Below are 22,430 nucleotides of genomic sequence, written 5' to 3' on the forward strand. Positions count from 1 at the left end.
GTCGATCCTGCGCGGTGGACAACAGGAAACCGGCCATGTCTGACGGCCGCCGCAGCTGAACATGTGCGGTTGGGAAGGGGGCAATCGGATAGAAGGGGGGCGGATCAAGACATCACACGGTCACAACCGCGCCCAACGAGCGTTCGACAGCAAGCGCCGCGCAAGACTTTGAAGAAAAACGACTTCCGGCGTGAAGGCGCAGGCCGAGCAAGGGTGGCCGGCATCTCCTGCGCACCCGGTTGAAGGGGCCGCACCCGGCACGTCCTCTTTATCAGCAGGCGGCAGCCGGTTCGAGACTGTATTGCCTGACGATCTCGATGAAAGCCTCCGCGCTCCAGGACAGCGGTGCACCGGCAGGCGTGATGATACCGTAATCGGCCTTCTTGTCCGGCAGGAATGGCCGCATGACAAGGTGTTCGCTGCGGAAGAAGGCAGCAATCAGAGAGGGGACGATCGCAATGCCCAGTCCCTGTGCGGCACAGACGCAGGCCGTCTCGACGGAATGTACCTCCAGGCTGCAGCGATAGGTCGGCACCATGCGCCGGAGTTCATGCTCCAGTTCATTGCGATTGATCCGCTGCCGCCCGAGCAGGATGAGGTCGTTGCGCGCGAGGTCATGGACTTCGATGGCGGCTTTCTGGGAGAGCGGATGTCCGGCGGGCATGACGCAGGTCGTGCCGCTGGAGAAGAGGCTGCGTGTATCGAAGGAATGTTCTTCCGGTGGCAGGCGCACGAAACCGATATCGGCTATCCGGCCCCGCACCATGCGCTCGATTGCGTCGTAAGGCCCACTCATGATCTCGACGGTGACGCGCGGATGGCTTTGCTTGAACCGCGCCACCAGCGGCGGCAGCATGGTCGTGGTGAGGCTATGCGGAAAAGCGACCCGCACCAGCGCCTCACCGAAGATGCCCGTGCGCAGATCACCGATCTTGGTGCGCAGTTTGGCGACGCTTTGCGATACCTCCTCCACCTCGCCGGCCAGGAGATGCGCCTCCGGCCGCGGCACAAGCCGGCCCTTGTCGCGCAGGAAGAGTTCCCGGCCGATCTCCTCTTCCAGCGCCGAGAGCTGGCGGCTGATGGCCGATTGCGAAAGACCAAGCTGGGCTGCCGCCGCAATGGTCGATCCGGTATCCATGATGGTCTTGAAAATTTCGAGCTGCCTGAGGTTCATGGGCGCCGATCCTAAGGCAGTCGGAAGCGAAGGCAAGCGGCCAGCGGAGCAAACCTGACAGGTCGCGCAAAATGCATAACATGATGCGTACAACTCATATGATTGCGCCTGTCGACGCGGGCGTTATCGTCCTTCCCATAAAACGAAAAACAAGGGGTCCTACCGATGCAACACCTGTGTCCGCCCGCAATTGCGCGGGAGCGGCAACCGTGACCGTCTTCGTCATCCGCCGCCTGATGCAGAGCATGGCCGTCTTGCTGGTGACGGCGTTTGTCGTCTTCCTCGGCGTCTATGCCATCGGCGATCCCGTGGAGATGTTGATCTCTCCGGACGCAAGCCCTGCCGAACGTGCGCAGGTGATTGCCTCGCTCGGCCTCGACCAGCCCTTGTGGCAGCAGTTCTTCACCTTTGCCTGGAACGCCATACACGGCGATCTCGGCCGCTCTTTCGTCTTCAACCGGCCGACCATTTCCCTGATCTTCGAGCGCCTGCCGGCCACGCTGGAACTGACGTTTACGGCTCTCGTGATCGCGCTTGCCATCGGCATTCCTCTGGGGTTGATTTCCGGGTTGAAGCCGAACAGCAAGACTGACGAAGCGATCATGACCGGTTCCATCCTCGGCTTTTCCCTGCCGAGCTTCTGGCAGGGCATGATGCTGATCATGATCTTTTCGGTCTGGCTCGGCTGGCTTCCCTCAACCGGGCGCGGGGAACTTGGCTCGTTTCTCGGGCTCCAGTCCAGCCTGTTTTCCATCGATGGATTGACCCACCTCATCCTGCCGGCGGTCAATCTCTGTCTTTTCAAGCTGGCACTGGTCATCCGCCTGACGCGCACCGGCGTGCGCGAAACCATGCCGCTCGATTTCGTCAAGTTCGCCCGCGCCAAGGGCATTTCCGAGCGGCGGATCGTGTTCGTTCACGTCCTGAAAAACATCCTCATCCCGCTGATCACCGTGATCGGCATGGAGCTTGGCAGCATGCTGGCCTTTGCCGTGGTGACGGAAACCATCTTCGCCTGGCCGGGCATCGGCAAGCTGCTGATCGATTCCATCATGCGGCTCGATCGCCCGGTGGTGGTGGCCTACCTGCTGGTGATCGTCAGCCTGTTCATTCTCATCAATTTCGTGGTCGATATTCTCTACTCGCTGATCGATCCGCGCGTGCGCCTTGGAGATGCCCAATGAGCATTCTTGCCTCTTTGCGACGCGAGGACACACTGACCGGACGCCTCACCATGGGCATCCTGCGCAGCCCCAAGGCGCTTGTCGCCACGCTTATCTGTCTTCTTCTGTTTGCAACGGCGCTGGCCGGCCCGTGGCTCACGCCGCAAAATCCTTACGACCTGGCCACGCTCGACATTCTCGATGCCAAGCTGCCGCCGGGTGAACAGAGCATGTCGGGGCTTACTTTCTGGCTCGGCACGGACGGGCAGGGGCGCGACATGCTGTCGGCCATGGTCTATGGCCTGCGCACCTCGCTGGGCGTCGGTGTCTTTTCGGGGCTTGTCGCGCTGATGGTGGGCACTGTTCTCGGCCTTGTCGCCGCCTATTTCGGCGGACGTATCGACACGATCATCATGCGCATCGTCGATCTGATGCTCGGCCTGCCGACCATTCTGGTGGCGCTGATGCTGCTGGCGCTTCTCGGGCAGGGCGTCTGGAAGGTGATCTTTGCGCTCATCCTCGTTCAATGGGCAACCTTTGCCCGCGCCGTGCGCAGCGCCGCACTTGTCGAGAAGAACAAGGATTATGTCGAGGCTGCCGTAACACTTGGCATCGGAACGCCTCGCATCCTGTTCGGCCATCTTTTGCCCAATTGCCTGCCGCCGCTCATCGTCATCGGCATGCTGCAGGTGGCCAACGCGATCTCCGCTGAGGCGACGCTCTCCTTCCTCGGCATCGGCCTGCCGATTACAGAACCTTCGCTCGGGCTTCTCATCGCCAATGGTTATCAGGTGCTGATGTCGGGCGAATACTGGATCAGCGTCTATCCGGGCCTGCTTCTGCTGCTGCTGGTCTTTTCCATCAACATGACCGGGGATCGCTGTCGCGAGATCCTCAATCCACGCCTGGGCGAGAGGTAATCACAATGACCGATCCCGTCCTCGAGGTCTCCAACCTCTCCACCCATTTTCCCACCCGCGCCGGTGTCATCAAGGCCGTCGATGGTGTGAGCTTCACCGTCGCACGTCGCCAGATCGTCGGCCTTGTCGGCGAGTCCGGCTCCGGAAAATCCATTACCGGCTTCTCCATTCTTGGTCTCGTCGATCCGCCGGGCCATGTGGCAAGCGGCAGCATCCGCTTCAACGGCGAAGAGCTGACGACAAAATCGGCAAAAGACATGCGCATGATCCGCGGCCGGCGGATTGCCATGATCTTCCAGGATCCGATGATGACGCTCAATCCGGTGCTCTCCATCGGCACACAGATGATCGAGACGGTCCGGTCGCACGAAAAGGTGTCGTATGCGGAGGCGCGCGCCCGTTCCCGTGACACGCTGGGACTGGTTGGAATTGCCTCGCCGGAGGAGCGGCTGGATGCCTACCCGCACCAGTTCTCGGGTGGTATGCGTCAGCGCGTGGCAATCGCCATTTCGCTCCTGCATCGCCCCGATCTCATCATCGCCGATGAGCCGACCACCGCGCTTGATGTGACGATCCAGTCGCAGATCCTCTTCGAGATCAAGCGTCTGGCACAGGAATTCGGCATGTCGCTGATCTGGATCAGCCATGATCTCGGCGTCGTTGCCACGCTCGCCGAACGGGTGATGGTCATGTATGCCGGCCGCATCGTCGAGGCCGGGCCGGTCGAGGACGTGCTGACATATCCCGCCCATCCTTACACGGTTGGCCTGATGAACGCCGTGCCGGCCGCCGTTCCGCGCGGTGAGCCGCTGCGTCCCATTCCCGGCATGGCGCCGTCTCCGCTCTCGCGTCCGCTCGGCTGCGCGTTTCGCGACCGTTGCGCCCGCGCCACCGAAATCTGCGCCACGGAACCGGCCATTGCGCTTGCCAATGCCCGGGAATGGCGTTGCTTCCACCCCCATTCCTGGAGGGCCGCGTGATGACGACCCCGCTCATCGAAGGCATCGACGTCAGCCGCCGCTTCTCGCGCAAGCTGGATTATGCCGAAAAACTGGCGCGCGCTTTCGGCGCCAATCTGCAGGAAAAGACGGTGCATGCCGTCGATACGGTCAATATCGCTGTTCATCCCGGCGAGGTCGTCGGGCTGGTCGGGGAATCCGGCTGCGGCAAGTCGACGCTCGGGCGCATGATGGCCGGCATCATGCCGGTCAGCGATGGTGAGGTGCGCTGGAAGGGCCGGCCTCTGGCCGATCTGAAGGGCAATGACAAGCGCCAGGCCCGGCTTGCCGCGCAGATGATCTTCCAGGACCCGATGTCGACGCTCAATCCGCGCAAGCGCGTTATCGATCTGATCGGGGAGGCGCCGCGCGTTCACGGCATCGTGCCGCGGGCAGATATCCGCGATTATGTCGCGGCGCTGGCGGCCCGTGTCGGGCTCGATCCCTCCTATCTCGATCGTTACCCGCACCAGTTTTCCGGCGGCCAGCGCCAGCGCATCGGCATTGCCCGGGCGCTGGCCGTGAAGCCGGAACTGATCGTCTGCGACGAATCGGTGGCAGCCCTCGACGTGTCGATCCAGGCGCAGATCCTCAACCTGTTCATGGACCTCAAGCGCGAATACGGACTGACCTACCTGTTCATCAGCCATGATCTGGGCGTGGTGAAGCATATCTGCGACAGGGTCGTGGTCATGTATCTCGGCCGTGTGGTGGAAACCGGAACGCCGGATGAACTGTTTTCCGCGCCAAGGCACCCCTACACGCAGGCGCTGATCCGCGAACTGCCAAGCATCCGCGACCGCGGCCGCGTGTTCACGCCGATCAAGGGCGAGATCCCTTCGCCGCTCAACCCGCCGTCAGGATGCCATTTCCATCCTCGCTGTCCCCTGGCCTTTGAGCGTTGCCGTGTGGAGCGGCCGCTTCTTCAGGCAACGTCGTCGGGCCAGATGAGTGCCTGCCATCTCAATGAAATACCTGCTGCATCAAACACTGCTGCTGCAGCGCAACCGGTCATATAACCAAGAAGGGAACAACACGACCATGGTACGCAAATCCTTTTTCCTTGCCACCGCCGCGAGCCTGCTGCTGGCTGTCACCGCCGCCAATGCCGCCAACCTGATCGTCGGGAGTTCGACCGAACCGTCCTCCATCGACCCGCAGTTTTCGCGCACCGGCAACAACCAGAACATTGCCATGCAGGTCTTCGACCGGCTGTTGGAAACCGATACGACGATCGGTATCCATCCGGCGCTGGCCGTCTCCTGGACGAATATCGATCCGTTGACCTGGCACGTGAAGCTGCGCGAGGGCGTGAAATTTCATGATGGTTCGCCGCTCAAGGCCGAAGACGTCATGTTTTCCCTGACGCGCGCCAAGAACATCCCCAACAGCCCGGCGCCATTTTCCGGTAATGTCGCCTCCATCGACAGCATGAAGGCGCTCGACGATCTGACGATCGAGTTCAAGACCAAGAAGCCGACGCCGGATTTCATCGAGCAGGTCGGTTTCGTTTATATCGTCAGCAAAAAGGCGGCCGAGACCGCAACAATCGAGGATTTCAACAGCGGCAAGGCGGCAATCGGCACCGGCGCCTACAAGTTCACGTCCTGGACGCCGGGCGACAACGTGACCTTGACCCGCAATGACGCCTTCTGGGGCAAGGCGCAGGATTTCGATAAGGTCACCATCAAATTTATCTCCAACGATGCCTCGCGCGTGGCAGCCCTTCGCTCGGGCTCCGTCGATCTGATCGATGCGGTTCCCCCCGGCGACGTCAAGACGATTACCGCAACGTCAGGCCTTCAGGTTTATTCCATCCCATCGGCGCGGCTTATCTATCTGGCGCTCGATACGGCGCGCGATCAGAGCCCGTTCGTGACCGACAAGGCTGGAAAGCCGCTCGAGAAGAACCCGCTGAAGGACAAGAAAGTGCGCGTGGCACTGTCGCAGCTGATCAATCGCCAGCTGATCATCGACCGCATCCTGGATGGATCGGGGGAGGCAGCCGGGCAGCTGGTGCCGGGTGGCGTAGCCGGCAATGACGAAAGCATCGAGGCTGCCGCCTACAAGCCGGAAGAAGCGAAGAAAGCGCTTGCGGATGCCGGGTATCCGGATGGCTTCGGCATAACGCTCCACACCTCCAACGACCGGTTCCCGGGCGATTCGGAAGTGGCGCAGGCCCTTGGCCAGATGTTTGCACGGGGCGGACTGAAGGTGAATGGCGTCGTGGCGCAGCCCTATAACGTCTATACCAAGGCCGCGTCCGCCCAGGAGTTCAGCGCCTTCATCTTCTCGCTCGGCAATTCCACGCCCACCTCGGCAACCGGCCTTCGCAACCTCCTGATGACCAATAACAAGGAGGCCGGCACCGGCTCGTTCAACCGCACGCGATACAGCGACCCGGTGTTCGATGGCATGATGAACGAGGCCATGGCCGAGTTCGATCCCGAGAAGCGCATCCAGCTGCTGCAGCAGGCAACGAAATATGTCTTCGCCGACATGCCGGTCCTGCCGCTCTACTGGCAGAAGGTGCATTGGGCCGGCAAGGCCAACATCACCTATGACGCCAACATGACCGAAGACACCAGTGCAACGCTTGCCAAGCTGGTGAAATAAACCGGACGAACAGGGGGCGGTTAAGCGTTGCGGCCCCCTGTCTTGCCGCATGAATTCCAAAGGACCTTGATGATGATGGATAGTCTGGCGCCTGCCCGCCTGGACACGATTGCCGATGACGTGATCGTGGAACGTGATGTGATGGTGACCATGCGTGACGGGATCAAGCTCGCCACGGATGTGTACCGACCGGCCCGCGGCGGAAAAGCCGTTGCCGGCGCCTATCCGGTCATCATGGAGCGCACGCCGTATGGCAAGGCGGAGAGGTCGCGCTCGGAGATCGAAGTGGGCATGGCTTCGCCAATGAAACGCGAAGACGTCGCCTGCTTTTTTGTGCGCGCCGGTTATGTGGTCATCTACCAGGATTGCCGCGGTCGCTACAATTCCGAGGGCGAGTTCTCGAAATACATTTCCGAGGCCGAGGATGGCTTCGACACGGCGGCTTGGCTTGTCCAGCAGGACTGGTGCAATGGCCGCTTCGGCACCATGGGCCTCTCCTATGCCGCCCACACGCAGGCAGCGCTTGCCTGCCTCAACCCGCAAGGCCTTGCCTGCATGGTGATGGATTCGGGTGGTTTTTCGAATGCCTATCAGTGCGGTATTCGGCAGGGAGGCGCCTTTGAGCTGAAGCAGGCGACCTGGGCCTACAACAATGCCAAGGAGGCCGTGGATGCGCGCGCACGTGCCGCCATCGAGGCGGAGGACCTGAAGGCATGGTTCAAGGCCATGCCGTGGCGCGAAGGCGTGTCGCCGGTGCGCGCAGCGCCCGACTATGAGAGCTACCTGCTCGAACAATGGCGCAGCGGCACATTCGACGATAGCTGGCGGCGCGTCGGGCTCTATATGGAAGGCTATTACAAGACCTTCCCGCAGGTGCCCATCGTCCTGATGTCCAGCTGGTATGACGCCTATGTCAAATCCACGCTCGACAACTATGGCGGCCTTTCCGGAAATCCTGACCGTCCCCTGCGGCTGATCATGGGGCCCTGGCTGCATGGCAACCGCAACACGACTTTTGCCGGTGATGTCTCCTTCGGGGACAAGGCGCCGCTCGGCGGCAATGTGATGGAGAGCTGGCTTCAGTTTCGCCGCAACTGGTTTGACAGCTGCCTGAAGAACGAAACGACGCTTGCGGACAGTGATCCTGTCGTGCGCTTCTTCCTCATGGGCGGCGGTACCGGCACGCGCAACGCCGAGGGACGCCTCGATCACGGCGGGAACTGGTTCCAGGCGCAACACTGGCCGCTTCCCGAGACGATGTATCGAAAATTTCACCTGCATCAGAATGGGCACCTCAACGAGAGCCTGCCGGCTGCCGACAGTCCGCCGTTCGTTTATGATTTCGACCCGGCCCATCCAGTGCCCACCATCGGTGGCTCTCTGACCAGTGGCCAGCCGATCTTTGAAGGCGGCGGTTTTGATCAGCGGGAGGCTGAGAGCTTCTTCGGCTGTGACAGGCCCGGCCTGCCGCTGTCTGCAAGGCCCGACGTTTTGTCCTTCGAGACTGAGCCGCTTGAGGAGGATCTGGCCGTGGCGGGTCCCATCACCATCACGCTTCACGTGTCATCGGATGCACCGGACACGGATTTCACAGCCAAGCTGATTGACGTCTATCCGCCGAGCGCCGATTATCCGGCGGGTTATGCGCTGAACATCACCGACGGTATCTTCCGCTGCCGTTATCGCAAGTCCTTCGAGGCGCCGGAGCCGATCGAGCCCGGAGAGGTCTTCTCCATCACCATCGAACCTTTCGCCAGCGCCAATCTTTTCCAGAAGGGCCACCGGATCCGGCTCGACATCTCCTCATCGAATTTCCCGAAATACGATGTGAACCCCAACACATACGCGCCGATCGGTACAGGCCGAACGCGCCAGGTGGCAAGGAATAGTGTTTTCAGTGACGCGGTGCGCACCTCCTGCCTCACGCTTCCCGTGGTCTCGAAGGATACGTTGCGCCCCCTTCTTTGCCCCGCCGATTGACCGCCGACAGGACCTTGCCATGACCGTTACGCTGGCCGTTACCGGACAGACCCTGATCCACCAGCCTCTTGATCTTGACGGGCAAAGGGATGGCAGCATGCTCTCCTTCCTCAAGGCGGATGCAACCATTGCCAATTTCGAGGGCGTGGTGGAGGCAGAGGGCGCCTGGCCAACGAAGACGAAGACGGTTCATGCGGTGGCCGGCTCGGTGCTGGAAAGCCTGAAACATCTGGGCTTCACCGTGATGGGCCATGCCAATAACCATGCCTTCGACCTTGGCCCGCCCGGGATCGCTGCGACCCGGCATGCCATGGAGGCACACGCCATTGCCACCTGCGGCAGCGGCGAAAACGTCGGCGACGCCATGGCGCCGGCCCGGCTTCACCTCAACGGGCGGAAACTCGCCGTCTATAGCCTTGATCTGGGACCGCAGGCCGACATCGTTTATGCAGACACCAGCCGTCCCGGCATTGCGCCGCTTCGCATGAAAAGGAGCGTCAGCCTGCCCGCTGGTGAATACGCAAGCCTTCTGTCCGTTCACCAGGCGCTGGGCGATGACAGGCGGCTCGCCGCGCGCCGTTCGGTTGGCTATACGCCACCGGCGGAAGGTGACGGTTTTGAAGCCTTCGGGACGCAATTTGTTTGCGGGAAAGCCGTCGAACCTGTTTGGACGGCGGCCGCCGAAGACTTTGCGCGGGTCACCACCGCGATTGGCCGCTCCAAGGACGAAGGCGACCTTGTCGTGATCCTGCTGCACAATCATCACTGGGAGCCGGAGTGGAGCCGGACGCCGGTCTGGTTCGACCAGCTGGCGGACCGTCTGGTCGACGCCGGATGCGACCTCATCATCGGCACCGGTGCGCCTGTCCTGCAACCCCTCCGGTTTCACCGGGAGAGGGCGATCATCTCGGGCCTCGGCAACTTCATCTTCCACACAGGCCGGGCGCAAACCTATGACGATACGGGCGTCGATGTCTGGCGAAGCGCCGCCCTTCGCCTGACGCTGGACGACGAGGGGCGGTGCCGGCAGGTCAACCTTCTGCCGGTTTCCGTCGGTCGCCCCAGCCACACCGCAACGGCGCCTGCTCCGTCCCTGCTTGCCGAACCAGATGCAGCAGACATCTTTGCGCGCATGGTCTCGCGCCTGAGCCCGGACGAACGTCTACGCGTCGCACGCCATCAGCCGTGACAGAGGCGGCGGCTATGGGCGCAGGCATTGGTCAACCGAAGGCAGTCACGGATGTGCCAGACCGGCAAGCCCTGGCACGACAAAGGCTGAAGCCGCCGCATAGGCCAAAAGCAGCGCCCAGGCGACAAGACCGCAATAGACAGCAAACGATCCAAGATCTTTTGCGTGACGCCCGGTCGAGGAAAGTTCGGGCGAGATGCGGTCGATGATTTCCTCGATGGCGGTGTTGACCGCTTCCAATGCCGATACGATCAGGAACAGCATGAGGAGAAGCACGTAGCTGAGCGGTGAAGCCCCGATCAGCGCGAAAAACACCAGCGAGGCGGCAAGGGCCGCCACCTCGTGGCGAAAGGCCGTTTCCTGCCAGAGCCTCGACAGGCCACTGAGCGAATACCGTTGTGCTGCGGCCAGATGCTGCAGGCCGTTGATCTTGTGCGGCATGTTCTGGCTCAACTGATGCCCGCCTGACAGATGGCCATCAGGTCGAGCGCCGGATTGCGCACGCTCGTTTCCACATTCATCATGCCGAGAACCGTGTGGAACAGGTTGTCATGGGAGTGCGGCTCCGACACCTGTTTTGCCCAGCAGGCGGGGTTTGTCCGGCGTTTCGCCTCGTCTCCCAGCCACAGCACGAAGGGAATGTGGGTCTGTTGCGACGGGGCCACCACCCAGGGTGCGCCGTGCAGGAAGAGGCCCTTTTCCCCCAGCGATTCGCCGTGGTCGGACATGTAGATCATCGAGGGCGCCAATCGGTTTTCATGGGCCTTCAGCATATCGATGGTCGTCGCCAGGATATGATCGGTATAGGCAATGGAATTGTCATAGGCGTTGACGATTTCGTCGCGGTGGCATTTGGAAAATTCCGACGAGCGGCAATCGGGCTGGAAGCGGCGATAGTCGTCGGGATAACGCGCGTAATAGGCAGGCCCGTGGCTCCCAAGCTGGTGCAGCACCAGCACGCTGTCTTCAGTCACCGAGTTCAGCCAGTTGTCCAGCTGGTCGAGAAGGATGGCATCCTTGCATTCGCCATCCTGGCAGAAGCGCGGATCGTTGGAGCGGTAAAGCTCCTTGTAGGGAATGCGCTCAGCCATGCCCTTGCTGCCGGTATTGTTGTCCCACCATTCGGTGCGGATGCCGGCATGAACCAGCACGTCCGTCAGGTTTTCGCGCGCAAGCCCCTTGCCATGGGAATAGCTGCCGCGCCCGAGGCCTGAAAACATGCAAGGTACCGAAACGGCGGTTGCCGTGCCGCAGGAGGACGTGTCGGTGAAATAAAGGATGTCGCGTTCGGAGAGTTCCGGGTTGGTGGGGCGGGCATAACCACCGAGCTGAAAACTGTCGGCACGCGCCGTTTCGCCCACCATCACGATGGTGACACGCGGCTTGCGGTTTTGAGCGGTCGCAGCATCGCGCACTTTCGCATCGGTGCCGATTGGTTGCGCCACGATATCGCGCTCCTTTGCGGAGCCTGCGAGATAACGCCCGGCGCTGACCATGGGGAAGATCGGGTTGAGGCTGTCGAACCAGTCGCGATGCTGGCGGGTGGCAAAGGCAAAAATGCCCGCCTGCGCAAGCCCGGCGCCTATCAGGAGAGCAAGGCTCGGGATGATGACGGCCATGTTATAGACGAATTTTCTCGGGAAGTTCCGGTGCTCGACGCGCACCCAGGCAATCAGCGCCGAGGGAATGAGGCCATAGGCCAGCATATGCAGCGCAAGGCCTGTCGTCAGCAGGTGGTTGGCCTCCGGCCCGGAGGTTTCCGCCGCATTGCGGATCATCTCCAGGTCGATGATGACGCCGAACTGGTCCATGAACCAGGACGTGCCGGCAGACGCCAGGATGAACACGATCAGCATCGGCTTGATCATGTATTTGACCGAAACGGTGACGAAGAGCGCGATATAGCCGCCGGCAAGCCCTGCCATCATGCAGGCGAGCGCCAGGTGCTGCCCGGAGAGATAGTCGAAGGTCTTACCCCAGAAGCTCTGGTTCAGCACGATCAGCACATAAAAAGCGGTCGCTATGGCCAGCGTGATGCTGCCAATGCGCGGCCGGTTGGCCCACGGCGCCCTGAGTTTCAATGCAATGTCCTTCCCTGCGCATTGGCTGGACCGGGGTCCAGAAAGATGTCTGTTGATAAGGCAGTGGGAAAAATTCCTGACAGCAGCCTGAACGTCTCGGAGGCGCCTGGCGCATCAGGCTCCCGTCATCCGCCGGCAAGGCACTTGGCCGTGGCGCAATACAGGGTCCCGGAACTTCCATCCGTTTCGCTCATTAAGAGATGGCTGACGGAAGAAACATCGCGATAGGTGAAATCCCGCGCGAATACAACTACTGTATAGGCGTAATTTTTTTCTGCATACGCGAACTGATAGTCTGTCATTTTTTCGTCTTCTAAAATAAGAACGCGGAGATATGCAGCAAAATGTCCCGGCGATACTTGGGCGTCATGGAACCGGAGTAAGGCAATGGCGAGGCAGACATTCTGGAAAGGCCACCTGCGGCTTTCGCTGGTAACGGCGGCCGTCTCGCTGACGCCGGCGGTGTCGCAAAGTGGCAAGATCCGCTTTCATGTGCTGAACCGGAAGACCGGCAACCGGGTGGAAAGCCGCTACGTCGACAGCGTCACGCACAAGCCGGTATCGAACCGCAATCAGGTGCATGGATTTGCCAAGGACGACGGCGAATTTGTTCTTCTGACGGATGATGAAATCGATGCGGTGGCGCTGGAAAGCACGCGCATCATCGATATCCAGACCTTTGTCCCGGCAGGCTCCATCGACTGGATCTGGTATGACCGCCCGCATTTCCTCAAACCCGAGGACAAGCTCGGCGCGGAGGCCTTTGGCGTCATTCGCGAGGCGATGAAGGCAAACAAGGTCGTCGGCATTGCCCGGCTGGTGCTTTACCGGCGCGAACATGCCGTGCTGCTGGAGCCATCAGGAAAAGGCATCATCCTGTGGACGTTGCATTACGGCGAGGAAATGCGCGAGCCGGTGGAGACGCTGGACCTTGATCGCAAGTTCGACAAGACGCTGATCGGTGCGATGGAAAAGCGCATCGACAAGGCAAAGGCCGCGTGGAAACCGTCTCTGGTTCAGGATCCGATTGAGAAGGGTCTGAAGCGGCTGCTGACGAAAAAGACAAAAGATCAGCCAGCGGCCAACTCCAAGAAAGCGCAAGGCCCGGCAAAGACCGGCGGCAATGTCGTCAACATCATGGATGCGCTGAAGAAGAGCCTGCAGGCGGAGCGGAAGTGATTACCGCGCCGTCTTTTTTGGCAAAGGCCGGGCACTGGCGAAAAAGCCGTCCCAAGGCTCGGCTGACAGAGACGAGAGCCGGGCGGAGAGATTGTTCACTGTGAAATAATCCGGGCCGATAGCGGGCGTCAGTTCGCTCCACTCGAGCGGCGTGGAGACGGCAGCGCCGGGGCGCGCGCGGGTGGAATAGGCAGCGACCGCGGTGTTGCCGCGTCCGTTGCGCAGGTAATCGACAAAGATCCGGCCTTTCCGTTTGGCCTTGGTGGCAACCGCCAGATATTTGTCCGGCTCTGATTTTGCCATATCGCCGGCAAGGTCCTTGGTGAATGCTTTCACCTCTGCCCAGCCGGCTTGCGGCTTCAGCGGCGTCACCACATGTAGCCCTTTGCCGCCAGAGGTTTTGACGAAGGCTGAAAGGCCCAGATCTTCCAGCCGGCGTTTCAGCTCAAACGCGGCCCCGATCACGGCGGGCCAGCCGACATCATCGGCAGGATCGAGATCCATGGTGATTATGTCGGGCTTTTCCCAGGCGCGGGTCGTTGCGCCCCAGGGATGGATTTCGAGCGTTGCCGATTGCACCAGCGCCATCAGCCCGTCGAAATCGGTGATGCGGATCAGCGGCTCGCCGCCCTTGTCCTTGGGGTCGGCGATCTGTCCGATGGACTTGCTGATACCGCGCCATGCATGTTTCTGGAAAAACGTCTGGCCATCGATGCCAGACGGGCAGCGCAGCAAAGACAGCGGCCTGTCGACGATGAAGGGCGCGATCTGGCGCCAGACGCACGCGTAATAATCGGCAAGACCCTCTTTCGTCACGCCATCCCTCGGCCAGTAGAGCCGGTCCGGATGGGTGAAGCGGATGGTGCTCGTCACCGGCTTTTGCACCACGGTCGTGTCGTCCTCGCGGCGGATCTCTTCCACCGGCTTATCCTCGCGCAACCCGCGAAAGGCGGCGTGGCGCAGGTTTCCATCGCCAGACCAGCCGCGAAACTCCACTTCCGCCACGTGGGTTGGCGTAACGTAAGAGAGGTCACGTCGGGCAAGGGCGGTCAGCTTTTCTGAAAACGGACTTTCCTTGGTGGTCGCCGGCTGCAGGCGCTGGAACAGCATTTCCGCGACCTTTGCCGTAAAGCCGGTGCCGACGCGCCCGACATGGCGTAGCTTGCCCGCCTCATAAACCCCGAGCGCCAGCGAGCCGATCGCCTGATCGGAGGTGGAGGAGAGTGTATAACCGCCAATGACAAATTCCTGCCGTAGCGAGCATTTCGACTTGATCCATTGGCCGCCGCGCCCGGAGGCATAACGGCTGGAGCGGAGCTTGGAGATCACCCCTTCAAGGCTGAGGCGACAGGCATGATCGAGCACCAGATCGCCGTTCTCATCAAAATGTTCGCTGTAGCGGAGCGCCTCCTGGCCTGAGGGCAGAAGCTTTTCCAAAAGCGCCTTTCGCTCGATGAGCGGGGCGTTTCGAAGGTCCATGCCGTCGAGATGCAAAAGATCGAAGGCGTAATAGACAAAACGGTCGGCGCGGCCTTCGCTCAGATCCTGTTGCAGGGCGGAGAAATCCGACGCGCCATTATCCTTCTGCACGACGATTTCGCCGTCGACCAGCGCAGCCTTGGCAGAGAGGGCGGCAAAGGCTGCCGGCACGGCCTGGCCAAATTTTTCCGTCCAGTCGAGCCCGCTGCGGGTCAAAAGCTTCACATTGCCATCTTCGAGGCGCGCCTGCAGGCGGTATCCGTCGAACTTGATCTCGTGCAACCAGCGCTCGCCGCGCGGCGGCTTCGGCTTCAGTGTGGCAAGCGCGGGGGGCACGAAGTCCGGCAGTTTCTCTTTCCTTGCCCCTTTGGGAAAGGCATGTGCCTGCTGTTCTCCGGCGGACGCCTTGCGGGCCTTTGCCGAAAGCGGCTTGGAATTCCAGGTGTCATCTGGCTTTTCCGCCACCTCGTTTATGCTTCTGCCGGTCTTCACCGAAAGCGGCAGTTCTTCCAGAAGCTCTTCGCCAGACCCTTTGCGCGCCACGTCGTCATCGCCCTTGATCAGCAGCCAGTTCTCGCGCTTTTCCTCCGGCTTTCCATGCATGCGCACCAGATGCCAGCGACCGGAGAGCTTTTCGCCCTCCAGCGCAAATTCCAGATGGCCCTTGCGGTAGCCCGCCTTGGCATCGCCAATCGGTTGCCATGTGCCGCGATCCCAGACAATCACGGTTCCGCCGCCATATTGGCCCTTCGGAATGACGCCCTCGAAATCGCCGTAGGTCAAGGGATGGTCTTCCACATGCACGGCCAGGCGTTTTTCGTCCGGGTCGAGGCTTGGGCCGCGCGTCACCGCCCAGCTTTTGAGAACACCATCCATTTCGAGCCGCAAATCGTAATGCAATCGGCGGGCAGCGTGTTTCTGGATGACGAAGCTTGCGCCCGAGGAGGCTGATGTTTCGGCCGGTTGTCCGTCGCCGCTCGGCTCCGGCGTGGCATCAAAGCGGCGTTTAGCCTTGTAGCGCTGCAGCCCCATGGATCAGCCCGCCTTCTTTTTCGTGCCGCTCTTCTTTGCAGCGGTGCTCTTTTTCTTCGGCGCCCCGACGCTCGCGCCAGCGCCGGCACTTTCGCGCAGGGCCTGCCTCAGGTCGATGACGTTGTCGCGTTTCTCCGGGGCGCGTTTCTCGATCGGGCGGCCTTCGATCTTGGCCTTGACGAGTTCGCCCAGCGCATCGTTGTAGCGGTCGGTATAATCTGCGGGATCGAACGTGCCGGAGCGCTTGGCGATGATGTGGCCGGCAAGCTCCAGCATTTCCTCATCGAAGGTGACATCGGCAATGCCCTTGAAAACAGAGCTTTGCGCGCGCAACACGTAATCATAGTTCAGCGTGGTCGCGACCAGCGTACCCGCCTGCGGGCGGATGAGGAGGATGCGGTTGCGGCGAAACAACACTGCTTCGCCAAGCGCTGCCACGCCCTCATCCTTCAGCGACCGGGCAAGCAGCGCCAGCGCCTGATCATCGCCCTCAGTCGAAGGGCTGAGGTAATAGGGGCGGTCGAAATAGAGCTTGTCGATCTCATCGCAGGCAAGAAAGCTCTTGATGCGGATGACCTTGTCATTGTCGGGCATCAGCTGGGCAAGCTCTTCTCCCTCGATGATCAGGTGCTCGCCGGTTTCCAGCTCGTAACCCTTCACCTGGTCGTCTTTTTCCACCGGATCGCGGGTATCGCTATCGATATATTGCCGCTCGACACGGTTGCCGGTCTTGGCGTTGACGATGTTGAAGGAAATCTTCTCCGTGGACGTGAGCGCCGAATACAGACCGACGTCGCAGATGAAATCGCCAAACTTCAGTTGCCCCCGCCAGCTTGCCCGCCGTGTCATGGCTTCCTCCCTTGCTGCGCAAAATTGGTCTTCACGCCGGTGGTTTTGCCGGCCTCATCGCGGGCCAAAAGCCGCTCGACGGCTGCCACATCGCCATCGGTGATGACGGGCACGGGATCTGCCGCCATTGCAGCCAGCACCTCGTTGGATAGCCCGCCATGACGCGCGGCCCATTCGATGGCTTCTCGCGTCTCTCGCTCGGCCTTCAACTGCGCGTAAAGCGCAAGGATCAGCCGGTCACGAACATCGAAACCGTTGGGGGAGGTTGGAGATTTCTGCTCTCTGTTTGCCATTCCTCATCAAGTGACGAAGGATGGCGAAAGTTCCAGCTCCCGTGTGGCAAAACGCGAGCGGAAAGAAGAATCTCAGTCGCCGGCCTTGTTGCCCTCATAGAAACGACGGGCATCCTCGAACATTGCCCGGCGGTCTTCGTCGCGAGTGTAGAACATGTGGCCGCCGCGGTAGAGTTTCAGGCTTGCCCGGTCGCCCACAAGCTCTGCCGGCAGATGGTCCAGCACATACCGGCTCATTCCATAGGGGGTGAGGATATCGCTATAGCCATGCGCCACCATCAGCTTGAAGGAGGGGATGACGGAAAAGAGATCGCGCAGATCGGTGGAGATGCCTGCGGTAACGCGATTGTTTTCGCCGCCACGCCCGCCATTCCATTCCCATTTGCGGTTCACCTCTTCGTTGAGCAGCGAATAGGTCATTTCCGTGCGGAAGCCTAAGACGTCACGGGCATAGGAGGAAAACGCCGAGCCGTAGGCGCGGGTATACCCCTCCAGCACCGGATCGTCATTGCGCCCGTAAGGCGCTTCCGGATAGGCGTCGGGAAGGGTAATCCCTGCATCATAGGGGCTGACGATACGGCCCGCGCCGGCGGCCTGTTTTGCATAGATATCGCCGATGAAGCCGCGTGTGCGGGTCACGACGTCAGCGGGAATGCCGGTGAGTTCAGAGACACGGGTGGCGAAACGTTGCGCCTGTTCGCCCTGCGGCGGCTTGCCGGCAAGCGTCGTCAGATATTCGCCCATGGCAAAAGATTCCGCATCGGCCAAGGCCTTTGCATCGAAACGACCTTTACGCTCGGCTTCGGCGGCGGCAAGCGATGGCAATTGCAGGGCGGCTGCCAGCGGGTCATCATCGGCGCCGAACAGGAAGCGGCCTTCCATCAGCGGCGATACCATGATGATGCCCGACGGGATCATGTTCTGGCTGTTTTTGAGCGCAATCGCCACCTTTGCGGCACGAAACCCGCCATAACTTTCGCCGAGCAGATATTTTGGCGCCGACAGAAGATCGTTTGTCTGCACGTAAAGCGTGATCGCCTTGGCAAGGCTTTCGGCATCCTGACGTACATTGTAAAAGCGCGCAGCGGCCTCTTCACTTGCAGCCCGGCTCCAGCCGGTGCCGACAGGATCGATCAGCACGAGATCGGTAAATTGAAGCCAGCTTTCCGGATTGTCCTTCAGAACCGGCTGCGTGCCATCGGCATTATCGCCGGTAAACGGCAGGATCTTTGGGCCGACGAGGCCGAGATGCAGATAGGCGGACGCCGCACCCGGCCCGCCGTTGAAGGCAAACGTCAGGGGCCGGCCCGGCGCCCGGTCCTTGGCGCGGTAGGCGGTATAGAAGATCTTGGCCGTCACCTTGCCATCCGCACCGCGCAGCGACAGCGTGCCGGCGGTTGCCGTATAGGGCAGCGGCCCGGCCTTGGTCTGCAACACATGCTCGCTTGTGGCATCTGACGGCAGAAGGCTGAAAATGCCACCGGAAGCTTCGTCTTTTTCCGGCGCTTTCGGCTGCTCCTGCGCCGGCCGTTCATCGCCGCCTTCGTCTGTTCCGGAGGGCGCTTGCGCAAAGGCAGGTGCGGTCAAAAGGCAAAAGGCCAGCAGCGGCAGAACAGGGGTAGGGCGCACAGGGTTCGTCCTTCTTTTGGTCGGTCTTCTTGTCGGCCCGGCGGATCGCCGGTCCGGCTTCATCTCGATCCGGCGCAATGTAGGGCGAATTGCGACCAGGCAAACTCAACTCGGCTTGATCGGCCGGGTCTGCGCTTAAAGCGAGACGAGAAAACGCAGGCAGATCAGCGCCAGAAACAGGCCGAAGGCAAGCTCCAGCTTTTTGCGGGAGAGCTTGTGGGCAAGGTTTGCCCCGAAGGAGGCGCAGAGCACGCTGGTCGGAATGAACAACACCGCGCCGATCAGCGACACGAAACCGATGGCCAGCGGAAACTGGATCGCGGCGACATCTGGATAGTTCGCCGCCCGCCCCCAGCCGGCATAGATATAACCGATGGCGCCGGGAATGGAGACGAGCAGCCCGACGCCGGACGAGGTCGCGACTGCCTGATGGATCGGTCGACCGTAAAACGTCAACAGCAGCGTCGACAACTGCCCGCCGCCAATGCCCATCAGCGACGACAAGACGCCAATCACCACACCATAGACCCGAAGCGCCAGTTTTCCCGGAAGCGTGGTGCCCAGCCGCCAGCTTTCCCGGCCAAACAAAAGGCGGATGGCCGAAAAGCCGGCAACCGCGATGAACACGACCTTGAACACTTCCGGCGGCGCATAACGCGCGACCACGCTGCCGGCGAGAACGCCCGCCACGATCGGTACGGCCCAGAGTTTCAGGATGGAAAGATCCACCGCGCCCTTGGCCCGGTGGGCACGAAAGGATTTAAACGAGGTGGGAATGATAATCGCAAGCGAGGTGCCGACGCAGAGCGGCATGCGCATATCCTCGGGCACGCCGAGGACGCGAAAAAGCTCGTAAAGCACCGGCACGATCACCGTGCCACCACCCACACCGAACAACCCCGCCAGAACACCCGTCAAGGCGCCGGCGGCTGCCATGGCAAGTGCCAGCAGGATCAGTTCGGAAATTTCTACGCCAAACAACATCAGTCCCACCCCTTCGGCACAAGCCGCTATGCGCCTTGCTAGACCAGGACCGCCGGTGCGCCAAGGGCGGCTGGCGCAAAAGCGGTTCGATGGGAGAAAACGAGTGCGCGCTGTGCTGCAGCACTTCCATTTGTATACGACAAGCAACCTGCACGTTCGATCGATCGAACCTCAGGTTTTCAGTTCGAGTTTTTATACAGAATTCGGTGGATGCCTGCCTTTGCTAGCGGCCCGTGGTGAATCAGCTTGCTGCAGTCTGCCTGCCTTGCAAGGATGTCGTCGGCCCTTCTGTCACGCGTGGGGAACGCTCCAGGAACCACCATAGAAGATCATGTCGATCGGCCGACACCAATGGGCGCAATTATTCTGATCAATGACGATCAGTATAATTCCAGCGTTGATCCGGATATGGCGCATGAAGGCAGAGGCTGTTCTGGTACTGCATGTTCACTTGGACCCTGTGGTGCAATAGGGTAGAATGATAGAAAATTGGCTGACTAGGTAGAAAGGTTCTCCACATGAGCCTCAACGTGAAAGACCCTGAAGCGCATCGGCTCGCTCAGGCGATTGCTCATGCAACCGGGCAGAGTATGAGCCGCGTCGTGACCGACGCTCTGCGTGAGCGATATGCGCAAATTGAAAAACAGAGAGGCAGGGCGTCTATTGAAGAACTTATGGCGATCGCCGAAAGGGCCAAAGCCCATCTGAAGCGACCTTATGCCGATCACGCCGAGCTTCTTTACGACGAGAACGGCCTGCCGAAATGATTATCGACACGTCCGTTATGGTGGCGATCCTCTATGGCGAGCCGGAGGCTGCTGCCTTCACGCGACTTATCCACGATTCCGCAACCAGGCGGATCAGCGTGGCAAGCTATCTGGAATTGTCCATGGTGATCGAAAAGCAGCTCGGGCCGGAGGGCATGAGGCAGGCCGTGCTTTACTCCGCCGCGCGGCGATTTACATCGAACCAGTGACCGTCGAGCAGGGCCATCTGGCTCGACAGGCATTCCTCGATTTCGGCAAGGGCAGACACAGAGCTGGACTGAATTTCGGCGACTGCTTTGCTTATGCTCTCGCGAAAGATCTCGGCGAACCATTGTTGTTCAAGGGCAACGATTTCACCGAGACAGACATTCGTTCGGCTGCATGACGTGCGAACCGTCCCCTGATTGGACTGCTTGCGCGAAGCGATCGGCTATCCGCCAGCCTGCCTAAAAAGGCCCCTTACTTCTTTATGATCACCCAGATCGCGTGGATGATGCCGGGGATGTAGCCGCAGAGCGTCAAAAGGATGTTCAGCCAGAAGTGCAAGCCGATGCCCACCTGGAGAAAGACGCCGACGGGCGGCAGAAGGATGGCGAAGAGAATGCGGATGACGTCCATGGGTAATCCCCCTTTTGTTCCAATAGAAGGACCCACAACGCAGCAGGGGCCAATTGGTTCATCACGCATTTTGCGGGAAAGCACAGAGCGGTCACCGCGGGGCAGGAACTTCTTGCGTCCGCCAATCCGGTAAGTGATGGTCACGTCGTTGCGGTATTCGGGATAAACCTCTGGACACATTTCAGTGAATGCATGCACGCCAGAGGATGCGGCGCTGCCTCGTAAACATTGGATTCAGCATTTGCCGGTAAAACTCTGTTAGCTATCAACGCGGGAGCCCGTCATGGTAACCCGCACGGTCCGTTCGCGTACAGAGTATCGGTTTCATGCGTATTTCTGCTCTATCGACGATCCTTATCGGTTGCCTGGCCATTGCAGGATGCCGGTCCAGCGCAACGGAAGACGTGCTGTCGATTGAGCCGTCGCAGGAAACCACCAGCGCCATTAAAGCCCCTGTACCGCCGGCAGCGCTTGGCAGCAGCGATGCCCCGCGCGCCGCGCCCAAGATGGCCCGCGCCGCGGTTTCACCGCAGGCCGTGCCCGCCCCGGTGCAGGAGCCAGTGGCCGATCTCGCCGCCCCTCATCCCGACGCGCTGGCCTGGGCGGGTGACAACAGCGTAAACCAGCCAATCGAGAATGTGGCGCTGACGGCAAGCGCGCCGATGCCGATGGAACGGCCGGTGACGATGGCCGCACCGCCGGAGCGCATGATGACGCGGTCGCGCATCTATCGCCACCAGTTCCGTGATGCAAAGCCAATCAATTTCGGCCGGGTTTCGCCGCGCAACCACGCCGTCCATGGTGTCGACGTGTCGCGCTGGCAGGGCGAGATCGACTGGGCAAAACTGCGTTCGCAGGGCGCCAATTTCGCCTATATCAAGGCAACCGATGGCGGCGACCATCTGGATCCGATGTTCAAGACGAACTGGCGCCGCGCCGACGAGGCAGGCATCAAGCGCGGTGCCTACCATTTCTTCTACTGGTGCCGGGTGGCAAGCGAACAGGCGGCCTGGTTCATCCGCAATGTGCCGCGTGACCCGGATGCGCTGCCGCCGGTCATCGACGTCGAATATAATGGCGATTCCAGCTGCAAGCGTCGCTTGTCGCCGGAAAAGGTGCGTGAGAAAATGCAGGTCTTCATGGATCTTCTCGAGCGCCATTACGGCAAGCGCCCGGTGATCTACACCGCCCCCGATTTTTATGCCGACAACCTGCGCGGCGCCTTCCAGAACTATCCGTTCTGGCTGCGGGCTGTGGCACAGCACCCCTCCAAGGTTTATCCGGGCCGCCGCTGGGTGTTCTGGCAGTATTCCGGCTCCGGTCTGTCGCAGGGCGTATCGGGCAAGATCGATCTCAACGTTTTCCACGGCAGCGAAGAGGAATGGCATCGCTGGACCGATGGTCGCCCCGGGGGCGCGGTGGCATCCCGCTAATTGGGTCAAATCCTAGCCTGTGGATTTTCCTTGAAACGGGCGTAGA

The 22,430-nt window shown here is 60.8% G+C and carries 20 protein-coding genes and 1 pseudogene; 11 read left to right on the top strand and 10 right to left on the bottom strand.

All coding sequences use genetic code 11. The features are described 5' to 3' along the window. Positions 1-271: 271 nt before the first annotated feature. The gene (locus tag AC4CWH_RS19580; RefSeq protein WP_491287345.1) at positions 272-1,174 is read right to left on the bottom strand and encodes a LysR family transcriptional regulator; all 903 of its coding nucleotides are present in this window, start codon (positions 1,172-1,174) and stop codon (positions 272-274) included. Between the two features lie 209 nt (positions 1,175-1,383). Between AC4CWH_RS19580 and AC4CWH_RS19585 the strand changes: the two genes are divergently transcribed. From AC4CWH_RS19585 to AC4CWH_RS19615, 7 genes are all read left to right on the top strand, one after another. Further along, complete coding sequence (locus AC4CWH_RS19585; RefSeq protein WP_491287343.1) at positions 1,384-2,358, top strand: ABC transporter permease; 975 nt, start codon at positions 1,384-1,386, stop codon at positions 2,356-2,358. Continuing rightward, complete coding sequence (locus AC4CWH_RS19590) at positions 2,355-3,257, top strand: ABC transporter permease (RefSeq protein ID WP_491321997.1); 903 nt, start codon at positions 2,355-2,357, stop codon at positions 3,255-3,257. Before AC4CWH_RS19585 ends, AC4CWH_RS19590 begins: the two co-directional genes overlap by 4 nt. A gap of 5 nt (positions 3,258-3,262) precedes the next feature. Further along, positions 3,263-4,237: an ABC transporter ATP-binding protein gene (locus tag AC4CWH_RS19595; protein WP_491321998.1), complete on the top strand. Its 975-nt coding sequence runs from the start codon at positions 3,263-3,265 to the stop codon at positions 4,235-4,237. Further along, complete coding sequence (locus AC4CWH_RS19600; protein WP_491287739.1) at positions 4,237-5,274, top strand: ABC transporter ATP-binding protein; 1,038 nt, start codon at positions 4,237-4,239, stop codon at positions 5,272-5,274. Before AC4CWH_RS19595 ends, AC4CWH_RS19600 begins: the two co-directional genes overlap by 1 nt. 22 nt (positions 5,275-5,296) lie before the next feature. After that, positions 5,297-6,871, top strand: a complete 1,575-nt coding sequence (locus tag AC4CWH_RS19605) for an ABC transporter substrate-binding protein (protein ID WP_491321999.1) — start codon at positions 5,297-5,299, stop codon at positions 6,869-6,871. Positions 6,872-6,946: 75 nt separating this feature from the next. After that, positions 6,947-8,851 carry a CocE/NonD family hydrolase gene (locus AC4CWH_RS19610; protein WP_491322292.1) on the top strand — a complete coding sequence of 635 codons (1,905 nt, stop codon included), beginning with the start codon at positions 6,947-6,949 and terminating at the stop codon, positions 8,849-8,851. Positions 8,852-8,870: 19 nt separating this feature from the next. Beyond that, positions 8,871-10,040 carry a CapA family protein gene (locus AC4CWH_RS19615; protein WP_491322000.1) on the top strand — a complete coding sequence of 390 codons (1,170 nt, stop codon included), beginning with the start codon at positions 8,871-8,873 and terminating at the stop codon, positions 10,038-10,040. Between the two features lie 45 nt (positions 10,041-10,085). On the opposite strand, the gene AC4CWH_RS19620 is transcribed toward AC4CWH_RS19615, so the two are convergent. The 3 genes from AC4CWH_RS19620 to AC4CWH_RS19630 form a co-directional block, all read right to left on the bottom strand. Beyond that, positions 10,086-10,481: a diacylglycerol kinase gene (locus AC4CWH_RS19620; RefSeq protein WP_491322293.1), complete on the bottom strand. Its 396-nt coding sequence runs from the start codon at positions 10,479-10,481 to the stop codon at positions 10,086-10,088. Between the two features lie 8 nt (positions 10,482-10,489). After that, positions 10,490-12,121, bottom strand: coding sequence for a phosphoethanolamine transferase (locus tag AC4CWH_RS19625; RefSeq protein WP_491322001.1), 1,632 nt, complete (start codon positions 12,119-12,121; stop codon positions 10,490-10,492). A 125-nt stretch (positions 12,122-12,246) separates the two neighbouring features. After that, positions 12,247-12,423: a hypothetical protein gene (locus AC4CWH_RS19630; protein WP_491322002.1), complete on the bottom strand. Its 177-nt coding sequence runs from the start codon at positions 12,421-12,423 to the stop codon at positions 12,247-12,249. An 85-nt stretch (positions 12,424-12,508) separates the two neighbouring features. Here AC4CWH_RS19630 and ku (AC4CWH_RS19635) point away from each other — a divergent pair, with 85 nt between their 5' ends. Further along, complete coding sequence (gene ku / locus AC4CWH_RS19635) at positions 12,509-13,300, top strand: non-homologous end joining protein Ku (RefSeq protein ID WP_491322003.1); 792 nt, start codon at positions 12,509-12,511, stop codon at positions 13,298-13,300. Here the strand turns inward: ku (AC4CWH_RS19635) and ligD are convergent, their stop codons facing one another. The 5 genes from ligD to AC4CWH_RS19660 all read right to left on the bottom strand — a co-directional run bounded on the left by ligD (position 13,301) and on the right by AC4CWH_RS19660 (position 19,566). After that, on the bottom strand, positions 13,301-15,811 hold the full coding sequence (gene ligD, locus AC4CWH_RS19640; protein ID WP_491322004.1) for a DNA ligase D: 2,511 nt from the start codon (positions 15,809-15,811) through the stop codon (positions 13,301-13,303). A gap of 3 nt (positions 15,812-15,814) precedes the next feature. Continuing rightward, on the bottom strand, positions 15,815-16,660 hold the full coding sequence (gene ku, locus AC4CWH_RS19645) for a non-homologous end joining protein Ku (protein ID WP_491322005.1): 846 nt from the start codon (positions 16,658-16,660) through the stop codon (positions 15,815-15,817). After that, complete coding sequence (locus tag AC4CWH_RS19650; protein ID WP_491287324.1) at positions 16,657-16,953, bottom strand: hypothetical protein; 297 nt, start codon at positions 16,951-16,953, stop codon at positions 16,657-16,659. Before AC4CWH_RS19650 ends, ku (AC4CWH_RS19645) begins: the two co-directional genes overlap by 4 nt. Positions 16,954-17,025: 72 nt before the next feature. Next, positions 17,026-18,582 (bottom strand): S10 family peptidase, encoded by a 1,557-nt coding sequence (locus tag AC4CWH_RS19655; protein WP_491322006.1) that lies wholly within the window; start codon positions 18,580-18,582, stop codon positions 17,026-17,028. A gap of 135 nt (positions 18,583-18,717) precedes the next feature. Then, entirely contained in the window at positions 18,718-19,566 is an 849-nt protein-coding gene (locus AC4CWH_RS19660; RefSeq protein ID WP_491287320.1) for a sulfite exporter TauE/SafE family protein, read from the bottom strand. Between the two features lie 518 nt (positions 19,567-20,084). Between AC4CWH_RS19660 and AC4CWH_RS19665 the strand changes: the two genes are divergently transcribed. Both AC4CWH_RS19665 and AC4CWH_RS19670 read left to right on the top strand, forming a co-directional pair. Beyond that, positions 20,085-20,333 carry a type II toxin-antitoxin system VapB family antitoxin gene (locus AC4CWH_RS19665; protein ID WP_491322007.1) on the top strand — a complete coding sequence of 83 codons (249 nt, stop codon included), beginning with the start codon at positions 20,085-20,087 and terminating at the stop codon, positions 20,331-20,333. A 17-nt stretch (positions 20,334-20,350) separates the two neighbouring features. Further along, a pseudogene (locus AC4CWH_RS19670) lies at positions 20,351-20,718 on the top strand (type II toxin-antitoxin system VapC family toxin). Between the two features lie 74 nt (positions 20,719-20,792). Here AC4CWH_RS19670 and AC4CWH_RS19675 read toward each other — a convergent pair. Beyond that, a complete protein-coding gene (locus AC4CWH_RS19675) occupies positions 20,793-20,951 on the bottom strand; it encodes a YqaE/Pmp3 family membrane protein (RefSeq protein ID WP_491287318.1) in 159 nt (52 codons plus the stop codon). 326 nt (positions 20,952-21,277) lie between these two features. Here AC4CWH_RS19675 and AC4CWH_RS19680 point away from each other — a divergent pair, with 326 nt between their 5' ends. Next, positions 21,278-22,384, top strand: a complete 1,107-nt coding sequence (locus AC4CWH_RS19680) for a glycoside hydrolase family 25 protein (protein WP_491322008.1) — start codon at positions 21,278-21,280, stop codon at positions 22,382-22,384. The last annotated feature ends 46 nt before the right edge of the window (positions 22,385-22,430 follow it).

The organism is Neorhizobium sp. PAMB6716, assembly GCF_058242805.1.

Bases quoted from the DNA above. Each gene is read 5' to 3' on its own strand.
- AC4CWH_RS19580 (WP_491287345.1), bottom strand. From the start codon at position 1,174: ATGAACCTCAGGCAGCTCGAAATTTTCAAGACCATCATGGATACCGGA.
- AC4CWH_RS19590 (WP_491321997.1), top strand. From the start codon at position 2,355: ATGAGCATTCTTGCCTCTTTGCGACGCGAGGACACACTGACCGGACGC.
- AC4CWH_RS19595 (WP_491321998.1), top strand. From the start codon at position 3,263: ATGACCGATCCCGTCCTCGAGGTCTCCAACCTCTCCACCCATTTTCCC.
- AC4CWH_RS19600 (WP_491287739.1), top strand. From the start codon at position 4,237: ATGACGACCCCGCTCATCGAAGGCATCGACGTCAGCCGCCGCTTCTCG.
- AC4CWH_RS19605 (WP_491321999.1), top strand. From the start codon at position 5,297: ATGGTACGCAAATCCTTTTTCCTTGCCACCGCCGCGAGCCTGCTGCTG.
- AC4CWH_RS19610 (WP_491322292.1), top strand. From the start codon at position 6,947: ATGGATAGTCTGGCGCCTGCCCGCCTGGACACGATTGCCGATGACGTG.
- AC4CWH_RS19615 (WP_491322000.1), top strand. From the start codon at position 8,871: ATGACCGTTACGCTGGCCGTTACCGGACAGACCCTGATCCACCAGCCT.
- AC4CWH_RS19620 (WP_491322293.1), bottom strand. From the start codon at position 10,481: ATGCCGCACAAGATCAACGGCCTGCAGCATCTGGCCGCAGCACAACGG.
- AC4CWH_RS19630 (WP_491322002.1), bottom strand. From the start codon at position 12,423: ATGACAGACTATCAGTTCGCGTATGCAGAAAAAAATTACGCCTATACA.
- ku (WP_491322003.1), top strand. From the start codon at position 12,509: ATGGCGAGGCAGACATTCTGGAAAGGCCACCTGCGGCTTTCGCTGGTA.
- ligD (WP_491322004.1), bottom strand. From the start codon at position 15,811: ATGGGGCTGCAGCGCTACAAGGCTAAACGCCGCTTTGATGCCACGCCG.
- ku (WP_491322005.1), bottom strand. From the start codon at position 16,660: ATGACACGGCGGGCAAGCTGGCGGGGGCAACTGAAGTTTGGCGATTTC.
- AC4CWH_RS19650 (WP_491287324.1), bottom strand. From the start codon at position 16,953: ATGGCAAACAGAGAGCAGAAATCTCCAACCTCCCCCAACGGTTTCGAT.
- AC4CWH_RS19660 (WP_491287320.1), bottom strand. From the start codon at position 19,566: ATGTTGTTTGGCGTAGAAATTTCCGAACTGATCCTGCTGGCACTTGCC.
- AC4CWH_RS19665 (WP_491322007.1), top strand. From the start codon at position 20,085: ATGAGCCTCAACGTGAAAGACCCTGAAGCGCATCGGCTCGCTCAGGCG.
- AC4CWH_RS19675 (WP_491287318.1), bottom strand. From the start codon at position 20,951: ATGGACGTCATCCGCATTCTCTTCGCCATCCTTCTGCCGCCCGTCGGC.
- AC4CWH_RS19680 (WP_491322008.1), top strand. From the start codon at position 21,278: ATGCGTATTTCTGCTCTATCGACGATCCTTATCGGTTGCCTGGCCATT.